Source organism: Balneolales bacterium ANBcel1, from assembly GCA_029688905.1.
In the GTDB taxonomy this organism is placed as follows: Bacteria; Bacteroidota; Rhodothermia; order Balneolales; family Natronogracilivirgulaceae; genus SLLW01.
In genome coordinates this window covers 246,914-270,870 of record JARULB010000003.1, presented here as the reverse complement: position 1 = coordinate 270,870, position 23,957 = coordinate 246,914, and the positions used below count along the sequence as shown (strand labels likewise).

Annotated in this window: 21 protein-coding genes; 13 read left to right on the top strand and 8 right to left on the bottom strand. The window is 53.3% G+C overall.

Translation table 11 applies throughout. The features are described 5' to 3' along the window. Positions 1-148 precede the first annotated feature (148 nt). The gene (locus QA596_05520) at positions 149-1,309 is read right to left on the bottom strand and encodes an MFS transporter (protein ID MDG5766917.1); all 1,161 of its coding nucleotides are present in this window, start codon (positions 1,307-1,309) and stop codon (positions 149-151) included. A gap of 557 nt (positions 1,310-1,866) precedes the next feature. On the opposite strand from QA596_05520, the gene pstS reads away from it, so the two are divergent. The 5 genes from pstS to phoU all read left to right on the top strand — a co-directional run bounded on the left by pstS (position 1,867) and on the right by phoU (position 6,927). After that, the gene (pstS, locus tag QA596_05515) at positions 1,867-3,021 is read left to right on the top strand and encodes a phosphate ABC transporter substrate-binding protein PstS (GenBank protein MDG5766916.1); all 1,155 of its coding nucleotides are present in this window, start codon (positions 1,867-1,869) and stop codon (positions 3,019-3,021) included. A gap of 147 nt (positions 3,022-3,168) precedes the next feature. Then, positions 3,169-4,131, top strand: a complete 963-nt coding sequence (gene pstC / locus QA596_05510; protein MDG5766915.1) for a phosphate ABC transporter permease subunit PstC — start codon at positions 3,169-3,171, stop codon at positions 4,129-4,131. Further along, complete coding sequence (gene pstA / locus QA596_05505; protein MDG5766914.1) at positions 4,128-4,988, top strand: phosphate ABC transporter permease PstA; 861 nt, start codon at positions 4,128-4,130, stop codon at positions 4,986-4,988. The genes pstC and pstA overlap by 4 nt, the downstream gene beginning before the upstream one ends. Before the next feature lie 271 nt (positions 4,989-5,259). Beyond that, positions 5,260-6,066 (top strand): phosphate ABC transporter ATP-binding protein PstB, encoded by an 807-nt coding sequence (gene pstB / locus QA596_05500; GenBank protein ID MDG5766913.1) that lies wholly within the window; start codon positions 5,260-5,262, stop codon positions 6,064-6,066. A 201-nt stretch (positions 6,067-6,267) separates the two neighbouring features. Then, entirely contained in the window at positions 6,268-6,927 is a 660-nt protein-coding gene (phoU, locus tag QA596_05495; protein MDG5766912.1) for a phosphate signaling complex protein PhoU, read from the top strand. 35 nt (positions 6,928-6,962) lie between these two features. On the opposite strand, the gene QA596_05490 is transcribed toward phoU, so the two are convergent. Further along, entirely contained in the window at positions 6,963-8,051 is a 1,089-nt protein-coding gene (locus QA596_05490; GenBank protein ID MDG5766911.1) for an ATP-binding protein, read from the bottom strand. Beyond that, positions 8,038-8,721 (bottom strand): response regulator transcription factor, encoded by a 684-nt coding sequence (locus QA596_05485; GenBank protein ID MDG5766910.1) that lies wholly within the window; start codon positions 8,719-8,721, stop codon positions 8,038-8,040. The genes QA596_05490 and QA596_05485 overlap by 14 nt, the downstream gene beginning before the upstream one ends. 291 nt (positions 8,722-9,012) lie before the next feature. On the opposite strand from QA596_05485, the gene QA596_05480 reads away from it, so the two are divergent. Then, positions 9,013-9,504 carry a YajQ family cyclic di-GMP-binding protein gene (locus QA596_05480; GenBank protein ID MDG5766909.1) on the top strand — a complete coding sequence of 164 codons (492 nt, stop codon included), beginning with the start codon at positions 9,013-9,015 and terminating at the stop codon, positions 9,502-9,504. A 66-nt stretch (positions 9,505-9,570) separates the two neighbouring features. Here QA596_05480 and QA596_05475 read toward each other — a convergent pair whose 3' ends face one another. Next, positions 9,571-9,834 carry an amphi-Trp domain-containing protein gene (locus QA596_05475; GenBank protein ID MDG5766908.1) on the bottom strand — a complete coding sequence of 88 codons (264 nt, stop codon included), beginning with the start codon at positions 9,832-9,834 and terminating at the stop codon, positions 9,571-9,573. Between the two features lie 271 nt (positions 9,835-10,105). Here QA596_05475 and QA596_05470 point away from each other — a divergent pair, with 271 nt between their 5' ends. Continuing rightward, the gene (locus tag QA596_05470) at positions 10,106-10,663 is read left to right on the top strand and encodes a DUF2911 domain-containing protein (GenBank protein MDG5766907.1); all 558 of its coding nucleotides are present in this window, start codon (positions 10,106-10,108) and stop codon (positions 10,661-10,663) included. A 188-nt stretch (positions 10,664-10,851) separates the two neighbouring features. Here QA596_05470 and QA596_05465 read toward each other — a convergent pair whose 3' ends face one another. The 3 genes from QA596_05465 to QA596_05455 all read right to left on the bottom strand — a co-directional run bounded on the left by QA596_05465 (position 10,852) and on the right by QA596_05455 (position 14,553). After that, positions 10,852-11,865, bottom strand: a complete 1,014-nt coding sequence (locus QA596_05465; GenBank protein ID MDG5766906.1) for a hypothetical protein — start codon at positions 11,863-11,865, stop codon at positions 10,852-10,854. Continuing rightward, entirely contained in the window at positions 11,849-12,874 is a 1,026-nt protein-coding gene (locus QA596_05460; GenBank protein MDG5766905.1) for a UTP--glucose-1-phosphate uridylyltransferase, read from the bottom strand. The genes QA596_05465 and QA596_05460 overlap by 17 nt, the downstream gene beginning before the upstream one ends. Positions 12,875-13,014: 140 nt before the next feature. Continuing rightward, on the bottom strand, positions 13,015-14,553 hold the full coding sequence (locus QA596_05455; protein MDG5766904.1) for a hypothetical protein: 1,539 nt from the start codon (positions 14,551-14,553) through the stop codon (positions 13,015-13,017). A gap of 479 nt (positions 14,554-15,032) precedes the next feature. On the opposite strand from QA596_05455, the gene QA596_05450 reads away from it, so the two are divergent. Beyond that, positions 15,033-16,211, top strand: a complete 1,179-nt coding sequence (locus tag QA596_05450) for a dicarboxylate/amino acid:cation symporter (protein ID MDG5766903.1) — start codon at positions 15,033-15,035, stop codon at positions 16,209-16,211. 95 nt (positions 16,212-16,306) lie between these two features. Beyond that, positions 16,307-19,009 carry a cation-transporting P-type ATPase gene (locus QA596_05445; protein ID MDG5766902.1) on the top strand — a complete coding sequence of 901 codons (2,703 nt, stop codon included), beginning with the start codon at positions 16,307-16,309 and terminating at the stop codon, positions 19,007-19,009. Here QA596_05445 and QA596_05440 read toward each other — a convergent pair. Next, positions 18,994-19,857: a formate/nitrite transporter family protein gene (locus tag QA596_05440; protein ID MDG5766901.1), complete on the bottom strand. Its 864-nt coding sequence runs from the start codon at positions 19,855-19,857 to the stop codon at positions 18,994-18,996. The genes QA596_05445 and QA596_05440 overlap by 16 nt on opposite strands. Positions 19,858-20,181: 324 nt before the next feature. Between QA596_05440 and QA596_05435 the strand changes: the two genes are divergently transcribed. The 4 genes from QA596_05435 (at position 20,182) to QA596_05420 (ending at position 23,824) form a co-directional block, all read left to right on the top strand. Next, a complete protein-coding gene (locus QA596_05435; protein ID MDG5766900.1) occupies positions 20,182-20,562 on the top strand; it encodes an MmcQ/YjbR family DNA-binding protein in 381 nt (126 codons plus the stop codon). 5 nt (positions 20,563-20,567) lie between these two features. Beyond that, positions 20,568-22,442, top strand: a complete 1,875-nt coding sequence (locus tag QA596_05430; protein MDG5766899.1) for a TIGR00341 family protein — start codon at positions 20,568-20,570, stop codon at positions 22,440-22,442. Positions 22,443-22,592: 150 nt separating this feature from the next. Next, a complete protein-coding gene (locus QA596_05425; protein ID MDG5766898.1) occupies positions 22,593-22,751 on the top strand; it encodes a hypothetical protein in 159 nt (52 codons plus the stop codon). Positions 22,752-22,945: 194 nt separating this feature from the next. Next, positions 22,946-23,824 (top strand): DMT family transporter, encoded by an 879-nt coding sequence (locus QA596_05420; GenBank protein ID MDG5766897.1) that lies wholly within the window; start codon positions 22,946-22,948, stop codon positions 23,822-23,824. The last annotated feature ends 133 nt before the right edge of the window (positions 23,825-23,957 follow it).

The following is a 23,957-nucleotide window of genomic DNA, read 5'->3' as shown; positions in this document are numbered from 1 at the left end:
GATAATCAAGAGGTTACATCATAACCAGCGATCTTGTTGGGTGGATGGGTGACTGTCTCCGGTATCTCCCAAACAAAAAAAAACCGGGATGCATTCGGCAGTTCGGTGCCGGAGTTGTCGAAGTCCGATTCCGGATTTCGGTGTGCAATCAAAGTGCACTTTTAACCCGCCGTTCACTGATGCCGAAAAGTGCCAGGCAAAGGAGGATTCCAACCGGGACAAGGATGAGGGCAATGCGCAGGTCAAACGCTTCCGACAGCTGGCCGATCAGGAAGGGCATGGTGATGTTACCCGCCAGGGCCATCACCAGAATGATACTGAAGGCGGTACCCGAAAGATGCCGGTACAAGTCGCCGACATAGGCGAGTACAACCGGGAATGCTGCGGCAAGACCGGCTCCGGTCAGTATAATCCCGGCAAGGGCGATGGCCGGCGAGGAAGTCGAAAGCAGTACCAGGGATCCGGTGAATGCGCACAGGTAGCTGACATACATGATGGCCGTTGCCGGAAACCGGAGCAAGAGAAAGCTCAGTAACATCCGCATGAGTGTTACGCCGAACCAGAACAATGAAAGAGACAGAACCGCCCGGCTGGAAGAGACCTGCAGGATGTCGGTGAAATAGGCGGCCGACCATCCACCCATGGACATCTCCAGTCCGCCCTGAATCACCAGAATGAGTCCGAAGAGAAGCAGGGTTTTCTCCTTCAGTAGTCCCAGGCCTTCGGCTACGGGAAAACCGTGTTCATGTTTGGGTGGGGGAAACCGGAGTGAGAGTATCAGGCCAAGCGGTATAAGCACGGTCACGGCGATGGCGGAGATCAAACCCTCGAAGGGGAATCGGTCAAGCAGGGATCCGAAAATGAGAGGAACGCCAAACGCCCCGATGCCAAAAAAAACACTCAGCAGTGCCAGTCGTGCTCCCCGCTTGCCTTCGCTGATATCCGATACCAGCGCGTTGGTTCCCCCGTTGATGGCGGCCCCCGCAAACCCGCAAATAACCAGTGCGGTTCCAAGTACCGGATAGGTTGGGGAAAAGGCAATTCCGAAGAGCCCCATGGCAGCCAAAAGCAAACTTGAACTCAGGAGCCATTTGTAGCCAAAACGGTCGGCGACGGGACCAAAAACCAGGGATCCGCCAAGTAACCCCGAACTAAAAAATACAAAAAGGGTGCCCGCCTCGGCATTGCTGATTTGAAACCTTGCGATGACCGACGGCAAAACGGTGCCGAGGATCGTCATGACGATCCCGAAAACCAGCATAGCGCTGCATGAAACGATAAAAATCCATCGATGGACAGGTTCGGTCATCACCTGCTTGTTACGGGTAGTGTTGGCACGGTATGGGTCTGGGCACTACGGATCATGGTTCCTGGAAACCGCACACTTTGAATCTGATTGTTGATCGGAGCGGGAAGCGACAGGACCCGGTTCCTGACAGATAATTGAAAGTTGCGTATAGCTATGCAAAGAAAAGGCCCGGAAGCTTGCGAAACAAGCAAATTTTCGGGCCCACATCAATGCCGGTGTTAAATACAGGTAAAGAGATTGTAAACACAGCGTAATGTCGTGAAATATTGAAAACCAGCAGTAATCGTACGCGAAACCCTTCCCGGCGATATGATTCACGAGCAGCCGCATTGATTGCAATCCCTCTCCCGATGTGAAAATAGATGCGGCGTAGTAAATCGTAACAATTCCTTAACGCTGACATAATACAACCGTAACGAGGGGTTCCTAAACTTGCATACCTGCATTTTCAGCACAGGTTATAAGGATGAAACAAAGCGAATCTGCCTTTTTGCATGATGACCAAGCCTGATACAATCAATCGGAACAACTCCTGTAACGGAAAGAAAACATACCCTATGAAATTCTCACAATTCTATCTGACGGCATTGAGCCTTCTGTTTCTGACCTTCGCGTGTGGAAATGGAGGTGGTGAAACTCCCGGACAACTGCGGGGTGACCGAACCGGCGGAGCCGCATCCAGTGCCAGAATTGATATTCTCGGAGCCGGAGCCACTTTCCCGGCCCCGTTGATTACCGCTATGGCGGATGATTACCGTGACCTCACCAGTAACCGGATAACCGTCAACTACCAGTCCATCGGCTCCGGAGGCGGCATTCGCCAATTCATGGAACAAACCGTGATGTTCGGCATGTCGGAAGCGTTTCTCTCCGATGAGGTGATGCGCAACATTGAGGAAGCGACCGGTGGACGGGCTTTTAATATCCCGATCACCCTGGCCGATGTGGTGCCCACTTATAACCTCCCTCGTGTGACCGAGACACTGGTGTTTGACGGAAACCTCCTCGTGGAAATTTTCATGGGGAAGATCACTCGCTGGAATCATCCCGGAATTGCCGAATTGAACCCGAATACAGACCTGCCTTCCACACCCATTACCGTAGTGCACCGGTCGGACGGTTCCGGGACCACCAATGTCTGGACCAGCTTCCTTTCCCGCGTATCCGACGAGTGGCGTGAGCAGGTAGGATATGCCACCAGCGTGAACTGGCCAACAGGCATCGGGGGAAATGGGAATGAAGGAGTGGCCGGAGCCGTAATTAACACTCCCGGTGCAATCGGCTATAACAGCCTTTCATACGCTCTGCTGAACGACATGTCTTTTGGATCGGTCATCAACGCGTCGGGCAATGTGATCGAACCGAGTTTTGCGGCAACAACCGAGGCTGCCAATATTGAACTGCCGGAGGACACCAGGGTGCTGTTCACCAATACCCCGGCCGAATACGGCTATCCCATTGCCGGGTTTGCCTGGATGCTGGTCTATGAAAACCTTGACGCCAATAATGCCGTCAGCAATCGCCATGAGGCGGAAGAACTGGTGCGGTTTCTGGTTTGGAGCGTTACCGATGGCCAGAATTTGGCGGAGTCGCTTGGATATGCCGAAATACCCGAGGCAGCACTGGAACGTGCAATCAATATGATCCGCCAGATTAAATGGCGTGGTGAATTAATCGGAGAACAGATACTCGCAGAGAGACAACTGATCTGACAGCGTGAACCATCACCGTGGCGGAGGGCAAACGAAAGCCCCTCTGTCACGGTGTTTTTTCGTACGGCATTACCGATCGCATTTAACAAGTTCACCTATTATTACATGAAGACAAAGGATTCCGAAATTTCACAACAAACCAGGCAGTTGCTAAAAGAACCGCCCTCGATCATATACCGATGGCTTGGAGACCGTATTTTTTCCACTGTGGTAGTTGCTCTGGGTATTTCGATTATGCTGCTTGCCGGAGCCATGGCAGTTGTGCTGTATGGCGAGGGTAGACTCTCATTTCAGCAGTTCGGTTATTTTCAGTTTGTGACTGGTACCACCTGGGACCCCGCGGTCCGGCTGACTTTCGGGGCTCTTCCGTTTCTGTTTGGAACCATAGTAACAAGTGCCCTGGCGCTGGTGCTTTCCTTTTTCCCGGCCATAGCCGTGGCCATTTTTTCAGCGGAATACGCCCCGCGCTGGCTCTCCGGCATCATAGATAACCTGGTACAGCTGATTGCCGCCATCCCAAGTGTTGTGATTGGAATCTGGGGGATTTTTGTCCTGGCCCCGTGGCTGCGTGAAACGGTTTACATGCCGGTATTTGAATGGGCGGATATGAATCACCCGGCCCTGTTGCCCCTTCTCGGTAATCCCATGGGTTACGGAATGGCTACCGCCACAGTGGTGCTGGCCATAATGATCGTTCCCTATACAACGGCCCTCACCAAAGATGCCATCCGATCGGTGCCGGTCGAGCAACGCGAGGCATGCCGGGCTCTCGGTGCCACACGCTGGGAGGTGATCCGAATGGCGGTGATTCCCTATGCCCGCGGCGGAATCATGGCTGGCGCCATATTGTCGCTGGGCAGAGCAATCGGCGAAACCATGGCGGTTGCCATGCTCATCGGAAACAAGAACACACTCCCCTTTTCAATTCTGGGAGCCGGTGCTACCATGCCGTCGGTCATCGTAAACGAATTCCGTGAAGCCGTCGAATCGCTCCACCTCTCCAGCCTGATGGCGATTGGATTTACGCTGTTTATCATCGCCTTGGTAGTCAATCTGCTTGCGGCATACCTGACGCGGAAGTATTCCATAACAGGAGGGCAGGTCGTATGAGAACGATGTTGCAACGAAATATTCGTGACCGGATCATGGAAGTCCTGCTGGTGGTAAGCACCATACTGGTGTTGCTTCCGCTGGTCATCATTATCGTCCACGTAATCGTAAACGGTATCGGGGCACTGAACTGGGATTTCTTTACCCAGGAGCTCGGGTCGCCGTCGCGGGCGATGCAGGGACGGCCCACCGGACTCGTTCACACCATTCTCGGTACCATGGTTGTCGATTTCATGGCCTTGATGATCGCCGTTCCCATCGGGATGGGAGCCGGTATCATGCTTTCCGAATACCCGGATCACAAGCTGAATCCGCCTCTGCGCATTCTCAATGACACGCTGAACGGCATGCCGGCCATCCTGAAGGGACTGCTTGCCTTTGTACTGATTGTCAAGCCGATGGGTACGTTTTCCGGCCTGGCCGGAGGGGTGGCGCTCTCCTTTGTGATGCTTCCCATTGTGGCGCGTACCACGGAAAGCTCGCTGATGTCCATTCCATGGTCAATACGGGAAGCCGGGCTGGCCATCGGACTCCCGCGCTGGCGTGTGGTTTTGTCAACCGTTATGCCGGCTGCGAAAACCGGATTGGTAACCGGAATACTTATCGCCTTTGCCCGCGCCGCCGGGGAGGCCGCGCCTCTTCTGTTTACATCGTTCGGCAACAACTATCTGCCGAATCATTGGCTGGGGATGATACTGGGTCCGGCCGACACCCTGCCCCAGCGGCTCTACAGCCTGGCCATCAGTCCGTACTCGCACTGGCATACCATGGGCTGGGCGGCCGCCATAGTGCTTCTGGCATTTGTGATGTTCACTTTTATTACCGCACGATTGGCCACAAGACAAAAAAGCGGATAGTTCAAACCAGAAACAACACCTGGAAAAAGAAGAAGCGGTAAAACTCTGTATGCAAACATCAAATACATTATCTGCAACTGAAACAACGCCGTTTTGTCATCCGGTCACACCCGGACTGTTAAAGCAACGAAAAGCAGAGTGTGAACCATCGGATACTACTGCATTCAAATTACATAAGGAGCCGGACACCAAGCTCCAGGAGCCACCCCGATTGAGTGTGCGGAAGATATCAGACAGTAAACCCAATACAGAAAACATAACCCGGAAACCCGTGTCTCAAAACACCTCATTAAAAGAAAACCCAGACAGCTCAGCCGAAAGGAAGACTCGATTGGAGGCCAGAAATTTGACGGTCAAATACGGATCGGTCGTCGGAGTCATGGATGTATCACTTTCACTGAAGGATAAACAGGTCACCGCCCTGATCGGCCCCTCCGGTTGCGGGAAGACCACCTATTTGCGGGCTCTGAACCGGATGCACGACCTCACTCGCTCGGCGAAAGTGACCGGCGAGGTTCTCCTGGATGGGAAAAATATCTATGGGGATGATGTCAATCCCGTGCTCATCCGCCGTCGCATCGGTATGGTGTTCCAAAAACCGACTCCATTTCCGACAATGTCGATATATGATAATGTGGTGGCCGGACTCAAACTGGTTGGTATCAGGAACAGGAAGTTACTGGACGAAGTCTGCGAACGCGCACTCAGACAAGCCGCTTTGTTTGATGAAGTCAAAGACCGGCTGAAGAGTCCCGGTTCCAGCCTGTCGGGCGGCCAGCAGCAACGGCTTTCAATCGCCCGGGCACTCGCGGTAGATCCGGAAGTCTTGTTGATGGATGAACCTACCAGCTCACTTGACCCGCAATCCACAAGCAAGATTGAGGAGCTGATCCACACATTGAAAAAGCAGGTTACCATTGTCATAGTTACCCATAACATGCAGCAGGCGGCGCGGATTTCCGATCAGACCGGGTTTTTTTATGTCGGGGAGCTGGTGGAGGCCGGGGAAACCAATACCCTGTTCACCAATCCGAAGCAATCCCGAACAGAAGAATACATCACCGGCCGATTCGGATGATTCGACTTTAGGCTTTTATCACCATACGTAGTAATATAATGTTGATATTCGCTTTGTGTTGCTTCCAAACGCCGGTCATAAAAAAAGCATAGTGAATCTACAGCAAATGAGCCGGCCGGTACGCGGTAGTCTGGCCATATAATCATCCGCACCAACGAATCTGCACGATTTTAAATAATAATCTTTGAGGAGTCATAAATCATGCGAGTTGCATTTGAAAAGCACCTTTCCGGAATTGAAAAAGAGATGTATACCATGGCGGAAATGGTGACCACGGCGGTGGGACGTTCTGTGGATGCGCTGAAGGAGCGGGATGTCGAAAAGGCCGCGAAAGTAAAAGCCGGTGACAAGCAGATCAACGACAAACGCTGGGAAATTGAGGACAAATGCATCAACCTGATCGCAACCCAGCAACCGGTGGCCAAAGACCTGCGGGAAATCATCGCGGTTCTGAATATTATCACCGACCTTGAGCGAATGGGCGATTATGCCGCAGGCATCGCCAAAATTGTGATCCGCCTGAATGGAGAGCCCCCCGTAAAACCGTTGATCGATATACCCCGCATGGCGGCGATATCCATCGAAATGATCAACAAGGCGTTGGCGGCCTATTCGGAACGAGACGACAAGGAGGCGCGCGCAATATCAGCAAAGGATGACGAAGTGGATGAGCTGTATCATCAGGTGCACCGCGAGCTTATTTCCATCATGATTGAAAAGCCGGGTACCATAACCCGATGCACCTATCTGATTTGGACGGCACACAACCTGGAACGGATCGCCGACAGGGTGACCAATATTTGTGAACGGATTATCTATCTGGTGACCGGGGAAATGGTCGAAAATGTGGAAAAAAGCTGAAGCTATTGACAGGCAAAGGACGGCCTGGCTTGCGCCTATTCCGGAGAGGGAGTACGCTCGTGGTGGTGATCCGCGTTTTTTAAGGTAAACTGGAATACCGATCCTTCGCCCGGCGTGCTGTCGATCTGAAGCTGCTCGTGATGCGATTCGAGGATGTGTTTCACAATGGCCAGCCCAAGGCCGGTGCCGCCCTGTTCTCTCGACCGCGACTTGTCCACCCGAAAAAATCGCTCGGTTACCCGTTTGATGTCTTCCTTTTCGATGCCGATCCCCGTATCACGCACGGTTACAATAACTTTGGAGGGATTGAGGCTATAGATGTCTGTGTGGATGGTCACTTTTCCATCGGGTCGGTTGTATTTGATCGCGTTTTCAACAAGGTTGATCAAAACCTGCCGGAGCTGGTTGCGGTCGGCAATTGCGAATATATTGGACCGGCTTTTTTTGAATTCCAGGGTGATGCCGCTTTGATCCGCTTTATACTGTAGTGTTTCAAGCACTTCATTGATGACGGAATTCAGAGGGACCAGCTGCATGTTCGGCCGAAGCTCACCGGTTTCCAGCTTGGATATCTCCATGAGATCCTTGGTCAGGTTGGTTAACCTGGCGGTATTTTTCATCGCATTTTCCAAAAACTTGCGATTTACGGCGGGATCCTCCAGTGCGCCGTCCAGCAGGGTCTCCAGATATCCCTGAACGGTGAAGATGGGTGTTTTCAATTCGTGAGAGATGTCACCGATGAACTCTTTCCGATAGTTCTCGGTTTGGTCCATTTGCTCGAATTCCTTGTGGATCGCGTTTCTTGCCTGCTCGGCTTCATGGATAAGCAGGTCCAGCTCGTCTTTCTCCGGCTTGTTTTGCAATAGTTTGAATTTGCTTCGGGAGCTTTTGAAAATAATGGACTCCAGGCGGTCAAGCCTTTTCCGAAGTAGACGGGCGGCAAGGAGGTACGCAGCCGCCAACACGCCGACCATGACCAGCAGGCCGGAAGCAACCGAAACGGTAAGGGAAGATCCGGCAAGATAGACAGACAGGGCAGAAAAGACACCCGAAAGGGCTGCCGGAAGCAGCGCCAGCCGGTATCCCAGACGGAACAGGGTGCCGCTGGACTCAGGAGCTCTCATTTTTAAATCGATACCCGATGCCTTTTACGGTTTCAATGTAACTATTTCCCAGTTTTTCACGAATCTTTCGCACATGCACGTCAACAGTCCGGTCAACGACATACACATTTCCCCAGATGTTGTTGAGTAACGTTTCGCGGCTGAGCACCTTTCCCTTGTTTCCGGCCAGGTAGAACAGCAGCTCAAACTCCTTGCGGGGCAGGTGCAGCTCTTTGCCGCCTTTCAACACCACATACTTTTCCCGGTCTATCTGCAGGTCATGGACGTTAATCACCGACTGGATTTCCCCTGGCTTCCGCACTCTTCTCAGAACGGCCTTGATACGGGACATCAGCTTGGAGATGCTTATGGGTTTGGTGAGATAGTCGTCGGCTCCCTGATCCAGCCCTTTAACTTCCGTCTCTTCATCGCTTTTTGCCGTGAGAAAAATGACCGGGGTGCCTTTAAGCGAGGCATGGCTTTTCAAGTGGCTCAATACCTGGTGCCCGTCCATTTTAGGCATCATGATATCCAGCAATATCAGGTTCGGCTTGTGCTTTTCAGCAAGAAGAATTCCGTCGGCCCCATTGTCGGCCATAATCACATCATGGCCCTGTTTAATCAGATTGTATTCAACGAGCTCAAGGATATCGTGCTCATCATCCACAACAAGAATCAGCGTTTTCGACAAAGCCGGTGTGATTAAAAGGTTACGAAATAGTTGCCTGATTGATAATACGGACTCCCGGCATGGAATGAAATGCAATCCGGGTTAAGAAATTGTTACCCTGCAGCATATGGCCTGATGTCGGCCGGGACTGGATCCTGTGTCCGGTTGTCGCTTTTTTGAGCCAGATGTATATGGCATGATACTGGCCGGTCACCACCTGCGTTCCGGCGGAATAATCAGCAGGTGAGGCGTAAAGTTTTTACCTTGCCGAAAAGTCAACTCTTTTCAACCATGTAATGCAGAGGATTTTCCATGCCGTCTTTTGATGTCGTAAATGAACTCAACCCCCAGGAGGTGGATAACGCGGTGAACAACACCCTCAAGGAGATCAGCACGCGGTACGATTTCAGGGGGTTGCACACCGAGGTCCGTTTTTCAAAAAATGAGAAGCGCATTGATCTGCTGGCTGCGGAAAACATGAAGCTGAAGGCGGTGAAAGAGATGCTTGTCCGGAATTTCATAAAAAGGGGGCTGGACCCGAAAGTGCTGGAATTCGGACAGGAAGAAGGTACCACATCGGGAGCGGTGAAGCAGAACGCGGTGATTCGCGAGGGGATAGACCGGGAAACCGCGAAAAAAATCGTCAAGGAGATCAAGGGCGCAAAACTGAAAGTGCAGCCCTCGATTATGGATGAGCAGGTGCGGGTTACCGGCAAGAAAATCGATGAGCTTCAGGAAGTGATCCGGCTGCTCAAGGAGAAGTCGTTCGGGGTACCCCTGCAGTTTGTCAACATGAAACAATAGCGCCCGGGTCCGGCCGCAAACCGGCCGCTATTTCCGAAGTGCAACGAGAGGTGGACGGGCCGGGCGTCAGCGGATTTCCGTCGGACCGTACCCCTGCCCCCCTTCATACCATTTGATCTCCAGCTCGAGCTTCTGTTGCATCCCCCGCCGGCCTTTTTCCTTGTTCTTTACCTCCACTTCAAGGATTACCTCTTCCGGAAGGTTCAGAAACACCTCCTCGGTGTTCTGCATGATCTGGACTTTTCCTCCCGCGACTTTCTCAGCCAATTGATGCAGGAAATCCGCTGCTTCCTGGCGCGTCTTGAGTTCCTTGCTCTTAAATATTTGCATTCCACCTGACATGGTTATCTCCCTGTTACAAAGTTGATGTTGGATGCGTTCGGATCACGCTAGATCCTGAAATGGCGGCTAACACTCATGCCGCACACGGTTCAATATCACCAAATATGGGGCATTCGGGCAACAGAAATTTTTCGGATGTTCCGGCAGCGATGCAGAAGCCCCCGGCCCGGCCTACACCCGTGTTTTTTGATAACGTGCAAAAATAATATCTTGAAAAATGGAATGGAGTATCAACCGGAACCCGAATCCCGAAAAAATCATGCAAGCAATTCATCGTGCCTCAGGCATGTTTCTGGCTGTTGCAATGCTCGGCCTTGTTGTATGCGCAGCGGCGTCAGCGCAGGAACGCCCCCGAAACGATATCAGAATCAGTCCGAATGCCCTGGTCTCCCAAACCATCGGCACTACGGAAGTAACCATCACCTATGGCCGCCCGGCGGTACGTGAGCGCGAAATATTCGGCGGACTCGTACCGTTTGACCGCGTTTGGCGGACCGGTGCCGACGAGGCAACCACCATTACGTTTTCGGAGGATGTCCTGGTAGAGGGTGAATCGCTGGATGCCGGCACCTACAGCCTGTTCACTATTCCCCGGGGCGCCGGTGAATGGACCCTCATCTTCAATGCGATTGCGGAGCAGTGGGGCGCCTATCGATACGATTCCGCTGAAGATGTTCTTCGGGTGGATGTTGCTCCCCAGGAGGCGGTTCACATGGAGCAAATGATGTTTTATTTCGAGGATGTGGAGGGCAGTGCCGGAAAGGCCATCCTGCACTGGAAGGATGTCAAGATCCCGTTTCAGATTGAAGAGCGATAGTTTGGCCGGGGCTGACTGCGTAATCCGTGATGTGAAAAGGACAACCATGTCCGGAAAGATCGGCCCCTTCGGAATTAAACGATCGGCAGATCTCCGGCGAATGAACCCGGTCGGAGACGGATTGTGCCGGACTCACGTGCAGATTCATTCGGCCCGGGTGGCTGTCCCGGTGTTCGAAACCGGCCGGATCAGCAGGCGGTGATATCGGGAGTGATGGTTTTTACCTCTATTTCGTCGAGCCGGTCGCGGAGTCTCCGGAGCATTTCCGGACCCTCGTAGATCCCGACAATGGCTCCGCCCGATCCCGCGAATTTGGCGCTGGCACCGCACTCTCTGGCTGCGAACACCATTCGGCGCTGCCATTCCGGCAGGCGCGATATGCGGTCACGCAGATCGAAGTTCTCATTGACAAGTTCGGAGAGCCGCTGGAAATCACCATCCAAAAGCACCTGCCGCCCCTCCCTGGTAATTTCTGCAAACCGGGTCATGGCGTTTACCACATCGGGTTCGCCGCGGCGGTAGCGTCCACCGATATCGTTGTGAAAAATCTCGGTGGGTTCGCTGAGGCCGCTGTGATAGGCGACATACACGGGTGGCAGCAGGCCTGGATCAAGAGGCTCGTAATGGTAGTGTTTGTATCCGCAGGACGACTGTTCCGCCTCCCTGGAGAAGTCCATGTACACCAGCCCCTCGTACACCTGGATAACCCGGTCCTGAAGGCCGGCCGCGATGCCGAGCTCGTCCCGTTCCACCGACAACACAAACGACGGCTGTACTTCTTTCGGCATGGTGACATCATAAAAGGCCATCAATGCCCGCAGGGTGGCAACGATGATGGAGCTGGAGCCCGCGAGACCGACCTGGCGGGGAATGGTGGAGTTGTACCGGATGGAAAAATTCCGGGAGTGCAGGGGAATGTCCCGCTGCACACAATATTCGACAAATCTTTTAATCGTCGCCTTGATGAGGCGTATCCCCCCGTAATAGCCGTGCAGCTTGACATCGTTGGCGAGTTCGTGAACCGACCGGAAACGGGCCCCGTCCTGTTCGGCCAGAACGATTTCGACGTCATCCCATTCGTAAAGCACGACTTCGGCAAAAAAAACGGGGACGGTCAGGGAGATGGTCTTTCCGTGATAGCCATCGGACGGGTTTCCGAGAAAGCCGGCGCGGGCACAGGCTTTTCTACGAATGATCAGCATGGGTCAGTGTTTTGAGGTATTCGCGAAGTTCGGCTCCGTACTTTTCGTCGGAAAGGGCAAATTCCGTGAATGCCCTGAAGTAGGAACCGAAGTTGCCGATGTCGTAACGGGTTTCGTTTTTGCCCAGACGCACGCCGTATACCCTGGCGCCTTCACGGATTTGAAGCCGTATGGCGTCGGTGAGCTGTATTTCGCCGCCGACACCGGGCTGCGTCCGTTTCAAGGCGTCAAAGATACCGGGTTTGAGGATGTAGCGGGCGGCAATGGCAAGGTTGCTGGGAGCTTCGTCAACCGGCGGTTTTTCAATCAGGTCTTCAATCTCGAAGAAATCACCCGGACCGAGGCTCGTTGGGGTTCCCGAAGCTTCGGCAGCGCCGGAACGGGCGTTCAAGTCCGTTTTGCCGCTTTGTGAAGCGGGGAGGCCGGCATTCGGATTGTCGGATTTAGCGTCACCCGCCGGATTTGCGGGAGGTTTCGGCTTGGCGACTCCATACTGGAACACTTCCTCTCTCGGAACCTCTTCGAAGGCGATGACGGCATCGGCCTGATGAGTGTGGAAGCACTCGGTCATGCGCTCGACAATCCTGCTCTGGTCATGCATCCCGATAATGGAGTCGCCCAGGGCGACAATAAAAGGCTCGTTGGTGATGAAAGGCTCGGCGCAGAGTATGGCGTGACCCAATCCGAGCAGCTGGCGCTGCCGGGTGAAGAAATACTGGATGGAAGCTCTTTCAAATGCCAGCTCGGAGAGCAGCTCTTCCTTGCCTTCGTTTCTGAGCGTCTGGGTGAGCTCGTGGTTGAGGTCGAAGTGATTTTCGATGGAAGCTTTGCCCGGACCGGTAATGAACAGCAGCCTCTCGACCCCGACCTGGGCCAGTTCTTCCACAACATACTGAACAACGGGTTTTCTGCCTACGGGCAGCATTTCCTTGGGTTGTGATTTGGTAGCGGGCAGGAGGCGGGTACCCAGTCCGGCCACGGGCACAACGGCAATATTAATATCTCTCACGCGATTTCATGGATTTGGGGTTGGAAATAATGGAATTTGCACATCGTTCGGCAGGACAAGCTCACCTGCCGGAAGGTGTACCGAAAATCAGGCGGCTACGCCCCTGCCGTCTGCAGGGGCACGCACCGAAAAAGGAAGTATTAGAATACCATGGAGTAAAGTACACCGGCGACACCAATGAGTGCAAGGAGATAGACGATTTTCTCCGGCATGATACCGTCGTTTTCAGCGGTTTTTCCGAAAATCCCGAAGACCAGCGGATGCACCAGGAACGGCATGGCGAAAACGAACGCGATCATTCCAGCCGCCTCGGCACCGAACATGCCGCCCTGGATGGCGGCAAAGAGGCCGAAGTGCGAGATGGCAGAGGCATTGGCCATCACGGCATCAGCCAGGCCCATACCCGAAATGCTGAGCATCAGCAAGCCGCCGAATACGGCCACCAGCTGCCAGCCGAGCGAGAAGATCATCAAACCGCGAATCTCCTGTTTCTCCTGACCCATTGCGCCCCGCAGGGTTTTCAAGGCCCAGATGGTTAGCGCGGCGCCGGCGGCCACAACGATCAGAGTGTAGGAGATGATCAGGTGTCCGGTTGTTGCGCTTGCCGCCAGAATCGAGAAGACAAAAATGTGGCCGATGAACGGGATGTTGATCATGATGGGCGCGCGAACCGCAGCCTGCGGACCCAGGTCGCCGGCCGTGCAGGCTCCGGTGAGGCCGGAGTGCGACAGCGATCCCGCCATACCGGGAGCAAGATTGCGGATGTGGTTGGCGGCACCGAAGAAGATGAGAATGGCCAGGCCACCGAACATCCACAGCAACTGGCCGAAAAAGCCGAACGAGAGCACGGATGTCATGCCCGTAAGCTGAAAGGCTTCGGCAATGCGGGAACCTCCGACCATAAAGTTGGCCGCCAGAACGATCGGGATACCCGCGAAGAGAAGCGACCGGATGGTAGGCCCGAATTTCCAGTCAACCATCACCATGCCGAGCATCACGGAGAGAATCATGGCGAAGAAGATCTCCGGAAGCGCGATAGTCGGACGAATCCACACCGAGATGTGGTAGGCGACCACCATCATCAGCAGGATCATACCCGTTTCAATGAGGCCTTTGCGGATGTACATTGCCTTGTTGGTGATTTTGGCCCGATGGTCGATCAGGATGATGGAAGCCACCAGGCCGATATACCCGAGAAGGGGATAGAAATGGTCGAGGGGCTCGCCGGTGGAATACCCGGTGATCAGGCGTTTGAGCGCCTCAATGCCGGTGAGGATAAAGAAGCCGCGCACCAGAAACATAAATTGCGTGGCATAGGTGCCGAGAAAAAGTTCCTTGGACGAAGGTACCACAATATCAGTCGGATCGATCTCGCGGTTGGAAAAAATTTTACGGATCTCTTGTCCGCCTACAAAAAATGAGGCCATCAAGGCGGTGATGGTCACCCTGCTGGTTAGCTCAACGATCGGAAATTCGGGCAGGCCGGGTGTGGCAAGTCCGGTGTTCACAAGCACGTACCCCATGATCAATCCAAATACCACAATAATCAGGATGGGCGAGTAGCGCGTGCCGGCCACAAAGGTGCGGGAAACCAGCACCATGGAAATGACCATCAGCAGCGTGAGCCAGTATTGGTTGAGAATGTGAACGCTCGCTATTTGATCTGCAATAATATCCATGTGAAACTGAGTTTGGGGTCAGTCGGGCTGAAATCGGGAAACAGGTGCCCGGTATTGTTCCGGCCGGGACAGGGAACCGCTTCGGGTAATGGTACGGGTTGATCCGCCACCGGTGAAAAATATTTTCGGATCGGGGCAAAAAAACCGGTATTCGATGATGCCTGGCCCGGAGGTGATGCATGGCCCGTAAGATGATGCGTGGCCCGGCCCCGGACAGGTTCCCGGCAAGCCGGGCAGTCAAAAATAGCGAACTCCGGAATAAAGCACCGCACGCAGTTTGAGCTTTTGCACTCAGCGGATTAAAGGATGGAAAATCCGGCATAACCATTATATTCAAGCCTTGGGGGTATCATGTAGTGCGCGCCGCGATATAATGTGAGCGCAACGGAAACCGAAACCCCGGAACAGTCCATGCAAAACGAAACCGGCCCCTGAAACCGTCCCGGGCACGGGGCCGCATCCTGTCAACCTTCGTTATCATGAAAAAAATCGGCCTTTTGCCCAGACTCATCATCGGAATCATTTCCGGAATTCTTATCGGCCTGTATTTGCCGGAATGGGCCGGACGCATTCTGTACACGTTCACCCATTTGTTCGGTGAGTTTCTGGGCTATATCGTACCGCTGATCATCATCGGCTTTATCGCCGCCGGCATCGCGGAACTTGGCGCCAGGGCCGGCAAACTGCTGGCTGGAACGGCCGGACTCGCCTACGCATCGACACTGGTCGCCGGAATCGTCGCCTTTTTCATCGCCATTCTGGTGATTCCGTTTTTTATTACGGATGGGGCCGCAGGAAATCCGGGTGCCGCCGGACTGATGCCCTTCATCGAAATAAGCACGCCGCCCATCATGGGTGTGATGACGGCGCTGGTTACATCGTTTATCTTCGGCCTGGGTATCAACTTCCTCCGCCATGAGAAAGCGCAATCCGCCCTGTTTCATGTCATGGAAGAGTTCCGCGCCATCATCGTACTGGTGATTACAAAAATCATCATCCCGCTGCTGCCGATTCATATTGCCGGGATTTTTGCCGACATGGCCGCTACAGGTGAGGCGTTTCAGACGCTGAGTGTATTCGCCAGGGTATTTCTGCTCATTATCTCGATGCATCTGGGCTATCTGCTGGTGCAGTTCAGCATCGCCGGAATTCGCACCGGGAAAAATCCGCTCAAAGCGCTCAGGAACATGTTGCCGGCCTATACCACCGCCCTGGGAACCATGTCCAGTGCCGCCACCATCCCGGTAACCCTGCAAAGTGCCAAATCCAACCAGGTAACCGAACGAATTGCCGAGTTTGTAATTCCGCTGTCCGCTACCATCCACCTTGCCGGCAGTACCATCACACTGGTGGCCTGCTCGGTGGCTGTTGTCGTGCTTGGGGGCGGTACGCCCGATTTCGGCAACTTCCTGCCATTTATTATTCTGCTTGGCGTGACCATGATCGCCGCACCGGGGGTGCCCGGCGGGGCCGTGGTCGCCGCGCTTGGCCTGATGTCATCCATACTGGGCTTCACCGAGGCGCAACAGGGACTGATGCTGGCACTGTATATGGCCCAGGACGGATTCGGTACCGCGTGCAATGTGACCGGAGACGGGGCCATATCGCTGATGGTGGATTCCTGGGCAGGAGATGGCAATGATGCTGCTATGCCATAAACTATTTAGCCGCGGCAAGGTGTTACCTAAAGCGTACAATACCTTGCGAGTAGAATAGCAGCATTGCGTAACTATTGGAATCCAACGGAAAACAGATGATTGAAAAAGACGAAATCACCGACCGGAAATGGCACAGTATGTCGGGCGAGGATGTGGTAAGGGACCTCGATACGGATTCAGGAGAAGGGCTCACGGCGGATGAGGCAAAAAAACGGCGGGATGAGTTTGGTCCGAATAAATTGCCGGAGCAAAAGAAGCGCGGACCGCTGATGCGGTTCATTCTGCAATTTCATGATGTACTGATCTACATTTTGATCATTGCGGCGGTCGTAACGGCGCTTATGGGGCACTGGATCGATACATGGGTGATCCTTGCGGTGGTGCTGATCAATGCGGTTATCGGATTTGTGCAGGAAGGGAAGGCGGAAAAGGCACTGGAAAGCCTCAAGGAGATGCTGTCGCTCGAAGCGAAAGTCATACGCGGAGGAGAGGAGATAACCGTGGATGCCGATGATCTGGTACCCGGCGATGTGGTGCTGATGGAATCGGGGGATAAAATACCCGCCGACCTGCGCATTGTCGAGGCCAACGGATTTCAGGTGGAGGAATCGGCCCTGACCGGCGAGTCGGAAACCGTTGAAAAGACGCCTGACGAGGTGGAAGAAGACGCTGTTGTCGGTGACCGCACTTCGGTTGGGTTCAACGGTACCATGGCTACGTACGGCAAAGCCACCGGTGTGGTCTTTGCAACAGGCGGTGACACCGAACTCGGCAGGATCAACCGGATGATAAGCGAAGTGGATGAGATAACAACGCCGCTGCTCCGTCAGATCAAGCGATTTGGCAAGAAGTTGTCCATCGCCATTGTGGGAATGACCGCAATCCTGTTCGGTATCGGCTATCTGTTCCATGATTTCGAGGTGCTTGAACTGTTTATGGCGGTTATCGGTCTTGCCGTGGCCGCGATACCGGAAGGCCTGCCGGCCATCGTTACCATCACACTGGCACTTGGGGTACAGACGATGGCATCCAGAAACGCCATCATCCGAAAACTGCCGTCCGTGGAGACCCTCGGAGCGGTGACGGTGATCTGCTCCGATAAAACCGGTACCCTCACAAAAAATGAGATGACGGCCAAAACCGTCTATGCGGATGGCGAGGAGTTTCTTGTCGACGGTTCGGGATACAAGCCCGAGGGAGAGATCAGGAAGAAGGATTCGGAGGATGCCCTGGAGACATCCCAAATAGAAGAAAACAGGGTGCTGCGCAGGCTGCTCGAGGCCGTGACACTCTGCAATGAGGCACGCATCAGCGAAGAGGACGGGGAGTGGACGATGGAGGGAGATCCGACCGACGGCGCCCTGGTCACACTCGGCAGGAAGTCGGGTCTGGAGATGGAAGACTTCAAAAAACTGGATGAAATCCCTTTTGAGTCGGATCACAAATACATGGCTACCTTGCATGAATATGAAGGGGAGCGCGTGATCCTTATCAAGGGGGCCCCGGAGCGAATTCTGGAAATGTGCTCATCGGTTCTGACATCTGACGGGGAGAAAGAGTTTGACCGGGAGGAGATGCAGTCGGTGATTGATGATATTGCCGCCAAGGGAGAGCGAGTGATTGCGGCGGCCGTACAGAAGGCGGATGGCTCGAAATCCGGCCTGGAGAAAGAGGATGTAGGCGACGGGACCGTTCTCCTGGGTCTGGTCGGTATCATTGACCCGCCCCGGCCCGAAGCCATCGAGGCGGTCAAGAGGTGCAAGGAGGCCGGCATAACGGTGAAGATGATCACCGGCGACCACGCAATTACGGCCAAGGCCATCGGCGAACAGCTCGGGATTTGCGAGGGGAAAGAGGCGATCACCGGAAAGGATATCGAAGATACCCCGGATGAAGAACTGCGGGATATGGTGACCGAATATGATATTTATGCCCGAACCAGTCCCGAACACAAATTGCGAATCGTTAAGGCGCTGCAGATACGAAATCATGTGGTGGCCATGACCGGAGACGGGGTTAATGACGCGCCGGCCCTGAAACGGTCCAGTGTTGGAGTTGCCATGGGTATTAAAGGCACGGAAGTAACCAAAGAGGCGGCAGATATGGTTTTGGCCGATGACAATTTCGCCTCCATCGCCCGGGCTGTGGAAGAGGGGCGTACCATCTACGACAATCTGAAAAAAGCGATCCTCTTTCTGCTGCCGACCAATGGAGCCCAGGCCCTGCTCATTATTTCCGCCATTGTGCTGGGCTTGACTATGCCGGTAAGTCCGGTTCAGATACTCTGGGTGAATATGGTGACGGCCGTGACACTGGCGCTGGCGCTGCCGTTCGAACCGACCGAAGCCGGGGTTATGAAACGGAAGCCGCGGGACGCAGACGCGCCGATCATCGATCGCTATTTTGTCTGGCGGCTGTTGTTTGTCTCGGTCATTATCGGTGGATTCGCGTTGGGCACGTTCTTTTATCTGTATGTGAACGGACAGGCACAGGAACTGGCAAGCACCGTAGCCATCAACGTACTGGTAGTGAGCCAGGCGTTTTATCTGCTCAACTGCAGAAACCTCCATAACTTTACCATCGGCCGCAACTTCTTCAGTAACAAGGTGGTATTTCTGGCAATTGCTGTCCTTGCTGTGCTACAGTCAGGGTTTGTGTATGCCCCCTTTATGAACAGCTGGTTCGGTACCGAGCCGGTGAATGGCTTTTACTGGATGTGGGCGCTGGCTGCCGGTCTGACGGTCTTCGTGCTGGTGGAGCTGGAAAAGGTGCTTTTCCGGAATTACCACTTGCAATAGACATAAACGAAGTAGTAGCTCATGGCGATAAACAACCCGCCACCAATAATGTTGCCGATAGCTACTACCGCAAGGCTCAGCAGGCCGGTCAGGATTCCGAATGAGGCTTCCAGCCCTTCCAGCTGCCCGTCCTGAATCAGCAGGAACGACAGAAAGAAATAAAACATGTTTCCTGTGGCGTGCTGGAAACCGATGGCCGGAACTGCCGAGAGCGGGAACAGCAGAGCCAGGAACTTGTCGGTGACCGAACGGCCGGCCATGGCCAGCCATGCGCCCGCGCAGATCAGCATGTTTCCAAAGAGTCCTTGAATAAACATCTGCGGAACCGAGTAAGAAAGCTTCTCGGAACTCAAAAACAGTACTTCATCCGCCACCTTTCCCTCATACAGATAGCTCTGTCCGGAAAAAAAGAAAAGCAATACGATAAATATGGCGCCGATGATGTTGGCAACAAGCACCACGCTCCAGTTTTTCACCAGCTCGATGATTCTGATTTTTCCAGAGGCCAGACTCATGACCGCCAGGTTGTTGGTGGTAAAAATTTCAGCGCCTGAGATAAAGGCGATGATATAGCCCATCGAATAGAGAAACGGGCTGATAATGACTGCGGTGCTGTCGCTTATGGAAGGACTTGCCAGCACAATCACCTGATAAATGGCACCCAGCGAGATGAAAGAGCCGCCAAGCAGGCCCAGCATGAAAGTGGCAATCGCAGGGAACCGGACTTTCTTAACGCCCACTTGCAGTACCCGGTTCGCTACCTCTTCCGGAGAATAGGCGTCAAGATCGAGCACCGGGTAGCGCTGATTTCTGCTCTTACTGGTTTGTGATCGGGTTATATTGGTCATGGTGTTATTTTCTGTCGCAAAAATAACAAATTATCTGCTATGCGAAAGAAAAAGGACGCGATAGTCGGGTTTTGCACGATGGATGATTCCGAATGCAAGGGCATTATTGGCTATGTAAATCAGAGCCGGCGCCATCAACGAGCAGGTTTTGAGATCGCTCAGAGTAAGCACAAAGCGGCTCCAAACAAAAAGAACCGAATAACGCATTGTGTAATACTCCGACAACCGAGGAGATTGCGACAACCTCCGGGCTTATGTCGTATTGGTATATTATATTCCGGAAATTGCGGGCCGGAAAGCCTGTTCATATTGCCGGAGTAATAAATGGACATTGAATCATATCGTGCGTTTTGTCTCTCATTACCGGGGACCGAAGAGCGTCTGCCGTTCGGACCCGGGGCGCTGGTGTTTTTTGTCATGGACAAAATGTATGCATTGGTTGACCTGGACGAATTCTCCATGATCAACCTGAAATGCGATCCCGTGAAGGCGCTGGAGCTCAGGGAACAGCACGAATTTGTGAGACCAGGATATCATATGAACAAAAAGCACTGGAACTCCATCAGGATGGATATCCCGGGCAGACCGGTTCCGGAAGCGTTCCTGAGAGAATGGACCCTGCACTCCTATGGACTGGTGGTTTCCAAACTTTCCAAAAAGAACCGGGAGCTGTTGGACACCACGAGTGGCAATAATTGGGGCTGAAGGCTATGAGTTCTGTAGAGAAGCGCTACACACTGATATATGACTCCGGTGAGGAGGCTTTTGTCCATGATACACTGAAACCGATGCTTGCGGATATGATCGGACATAGCAAAGTGTTCAAGGGAGATGCGGTACCGGAGGTACAACCGGAGGAGCAACTGATCCTGTACCTGGGCGATCATCAGATAAAAAAACTGCTACCCGGTTTAATCGAATCAAAGGCGGTGATTGCGGTTTTGCCACACCCCGACGCTTTTCGTATTTGTGCGATCACCGGAACAGGTTCCGATGTTGGAAAAGCGGTGGAGCATCTTAAAAGTGATGCCGTGGCAAGGGAGATAGACCTGCTTTATTGCAATGAAAGGCCGATATTCAGCAGTGTGGTTGTCGGAAGTAACTTCCTGCTGACCACCAGCAAGTTTTACATGTCGATTGGTCTCTGGAAGCGAATACGGATATTGTTCGGCAGCTTTCTAAAGTTGCGGCCGTTCCGGCTGGAAATAACAAAAAAGGACGGTAGTGTGTTGAAGGCGGCTGTTTCGGGTATTGTTGCCGTGCCATACAGAACATATTCCTGGCTGTCACGCCTTATACCCGGCACTTCGTTTCACAATGATGGCATGTTCCATATACTGATGATCAGCCCCAGAAGTATCATGGAGCTGATGAGGAATGCCGTTCGCTCCCTTTGGAAGATGCAACAGTTTCCCGCATTTGGTGCGCATATCAGAACGGACAAGCTTACTCTATCCGGATCAGGAGATGAACTGACGTTTACCGAAGATGGTGACAACCGGACGGCCACCGAAATATCGCTTGAAACCAGAAAAAAACAGATCCGTATTATTCCCGGAGAGCAAATGGAAGTGCCGGAAGGAACTCCCGAAACGAATGAAATATTCAGGACGGGATCACTTCCACTGGGTGAGGCTGCAAGGGAACTGACCGAGCGCAAGCTTCCACTGATTCGGCGCGCAACAACGGAGGAGTTCAGGGATCTGTTTGAAGTATTACGGGGTAACGCGCAGGTCAAAGGTACCTATCTGATGCTCATGGTCCTCTCCACGATTCTGGCAACGTTTGGCCTGTTTGCAGACTCTGCGCCTGTGGTTATCGGGGCGATGATTCTGGCCCCCCTTATGGCACCGATTATCTCGCTGAGTATGGCAACCCTGCGACAGGAGAAAAAGCTGATTCTCGGGAGTATCTATACCATTCTGGCGGGACTTGGGCTCTCCTTTGCATTTGCCGTAGCCATCACCTGGGTCACACCGATTCATACACCAAACTCGGAAATCATGGCCCGCACAAGTCCGAACCTGCTGGACCTGGGCATCGCGGTTACCTCTGGAGTGGCCGGTGCTTATGCGCATGCACGCGAAGAGGTTGCAAAGACACTGGCAGGTGTGGCAATTGCGGTTGCGCTGGTTCCGCCACTCGCCGTTGCCGGAATAGGTCTGGGGTGGATGGACTGGAATGTCTTTTCCGGAGCAACACTCCTGCTGCTCACCAACCTGGCAGGGATGGTCCTCGCGGGTTCGGTCACTTTCCTGCTACTTGGGTACAGTCCTTTTCGGCTTGCGACAAAAGGGGTGTTTGTCTCATTAGCGGCGGTGGTCATCTTCAGCATTCCGCTGTACCTCGGGTTTCAGCATATGATTTTTGAGCGCAATGTGATCCGTGCTCTGGACGGGTGGCAGGCGGAGCAGGTTACACTGCGGGATGTTCGCATTCAGGGTATGAGACCGCTGACCCTGTCAGTCACGATGGTGGCTGACGAGCCCCTCGACAAGGAGCAATTAGCAGGCATTAAACAGCAGATCGAAGCAGAGCTGAACCGGGAGGTGGAGCTGGAGATTGTGATGGCACTGCGCAACTAGACGCCGGGATGCCGCCCCACGTTGAAAAAAACTTGCCAGCCGGAAAAAGGAACGGCAATATCACAATGTGGGTTTTGAGCGTGACAAGGAACATAATGTGTTTGTCTGACATGTTCCGTTTCAACAGGAATCAATCCAACGCCAATACCTATGACACCGTTACTCGCTACTCTCATTGCCCTTGCCATTCTGCTTCTTATCCTCCCCATTGGCTTGATTCAGGACTACACCCGGCATAGGAAAAGCATTGTGGAAACCGACACCGACTACGATGGAATGGGAACGTTCAGTCGTTACATGCGCCGCTGATACCCACATTCACATTTCTGAGAATTCGGGTTAGCGCATTTTCATGCGACCCCCAAAACCCGCCTTTATCTCTGTCCAAGTTTGCATTCCGGCCCAAAAAAGTTTATATGCTGATGAAGCGGCTGATTACTGATGCCGGAAAGCATGACTGCCATTGCTGAACAGACGGGCTGGATCGGACAGGGGGAAGAAGCATGAAACATATCAATGTGGTGTTTGTCGGAGTTGCCGCATTATGCTGGGGGCTGTCAGGCGGGATCGGCGGCATTCTCACAGCGGAAGGGTGGGATCCGATTGTAGTATCGTTCTTCCGGGGCGCAACTGGTTTCCTGTTCGTACTACTCTGGCTGGCATTGCGTCCGGGGAACAGCGGATTGGCAAATCGCAAGCTATGGTTTTGGTCAACGGTAGCCGGTATCGGGGTCGCCGGTAATTTCGCGTTTTATTTCATCAGTATCGCGGAGGGCAGTGTGGCGATTGCGGCAACTCTGATGTATTGCGCGCCGGTTTTCGTTTATGTTGTCTCTTTTGCACTCAAACTGGAAAGCGCCGATCTGTTCAAATGGGGTGCTATTGCAATGGTGTTGCTTGGTGTAGCCATGCTTACCGGTATATACGATGTTGATGCGCAAGATGTGACAACACTGGCCATAGGCGCCGGCCTGCTTTCCGGCCTGTCCTATGCGGTGTTTATTTTCGGTTTCAAATACGCGGCACCCCACGGCAGTCCGCAGGCGATTCTCGTGATTGCGTTTGCCGTGCTGACAATCATCCTCGCTTTTCTGGGTGATTCCGGTCAGATTCAGGAAGTGCCGAGATCTCCGGGGTTGCCTTTGTTCGTGTTACTGGGAGTGATTGGTGCCGGCGTGTCGTTTATTATCTACATCATCGGATTAAAGCATACTGCACCGGCGGTGGCTTCTGTTTTGGCGATGGTTGAGCCGGTCACCGCTTCACTGTTTGGGGTAGTGCTTCTGGGTGAAAGCCTGGCCAGCCTGCAAATGCTCGGAATGGGCCTGATCCTTATCACCGTAACAGGATTGAGCATGAAATCGGGAACTCGCATGGCATAACCCAGTCAGAGAGAGTTGATCCATTTCAATTTCGGAGGTCCGGAAACTTTTAATGCCGCACAAGTGGTGCATAAAAAAGAAAAATGGCAAGATTGGCACATTTTTTACATTATGCGCTAAAGGTATTACCAAG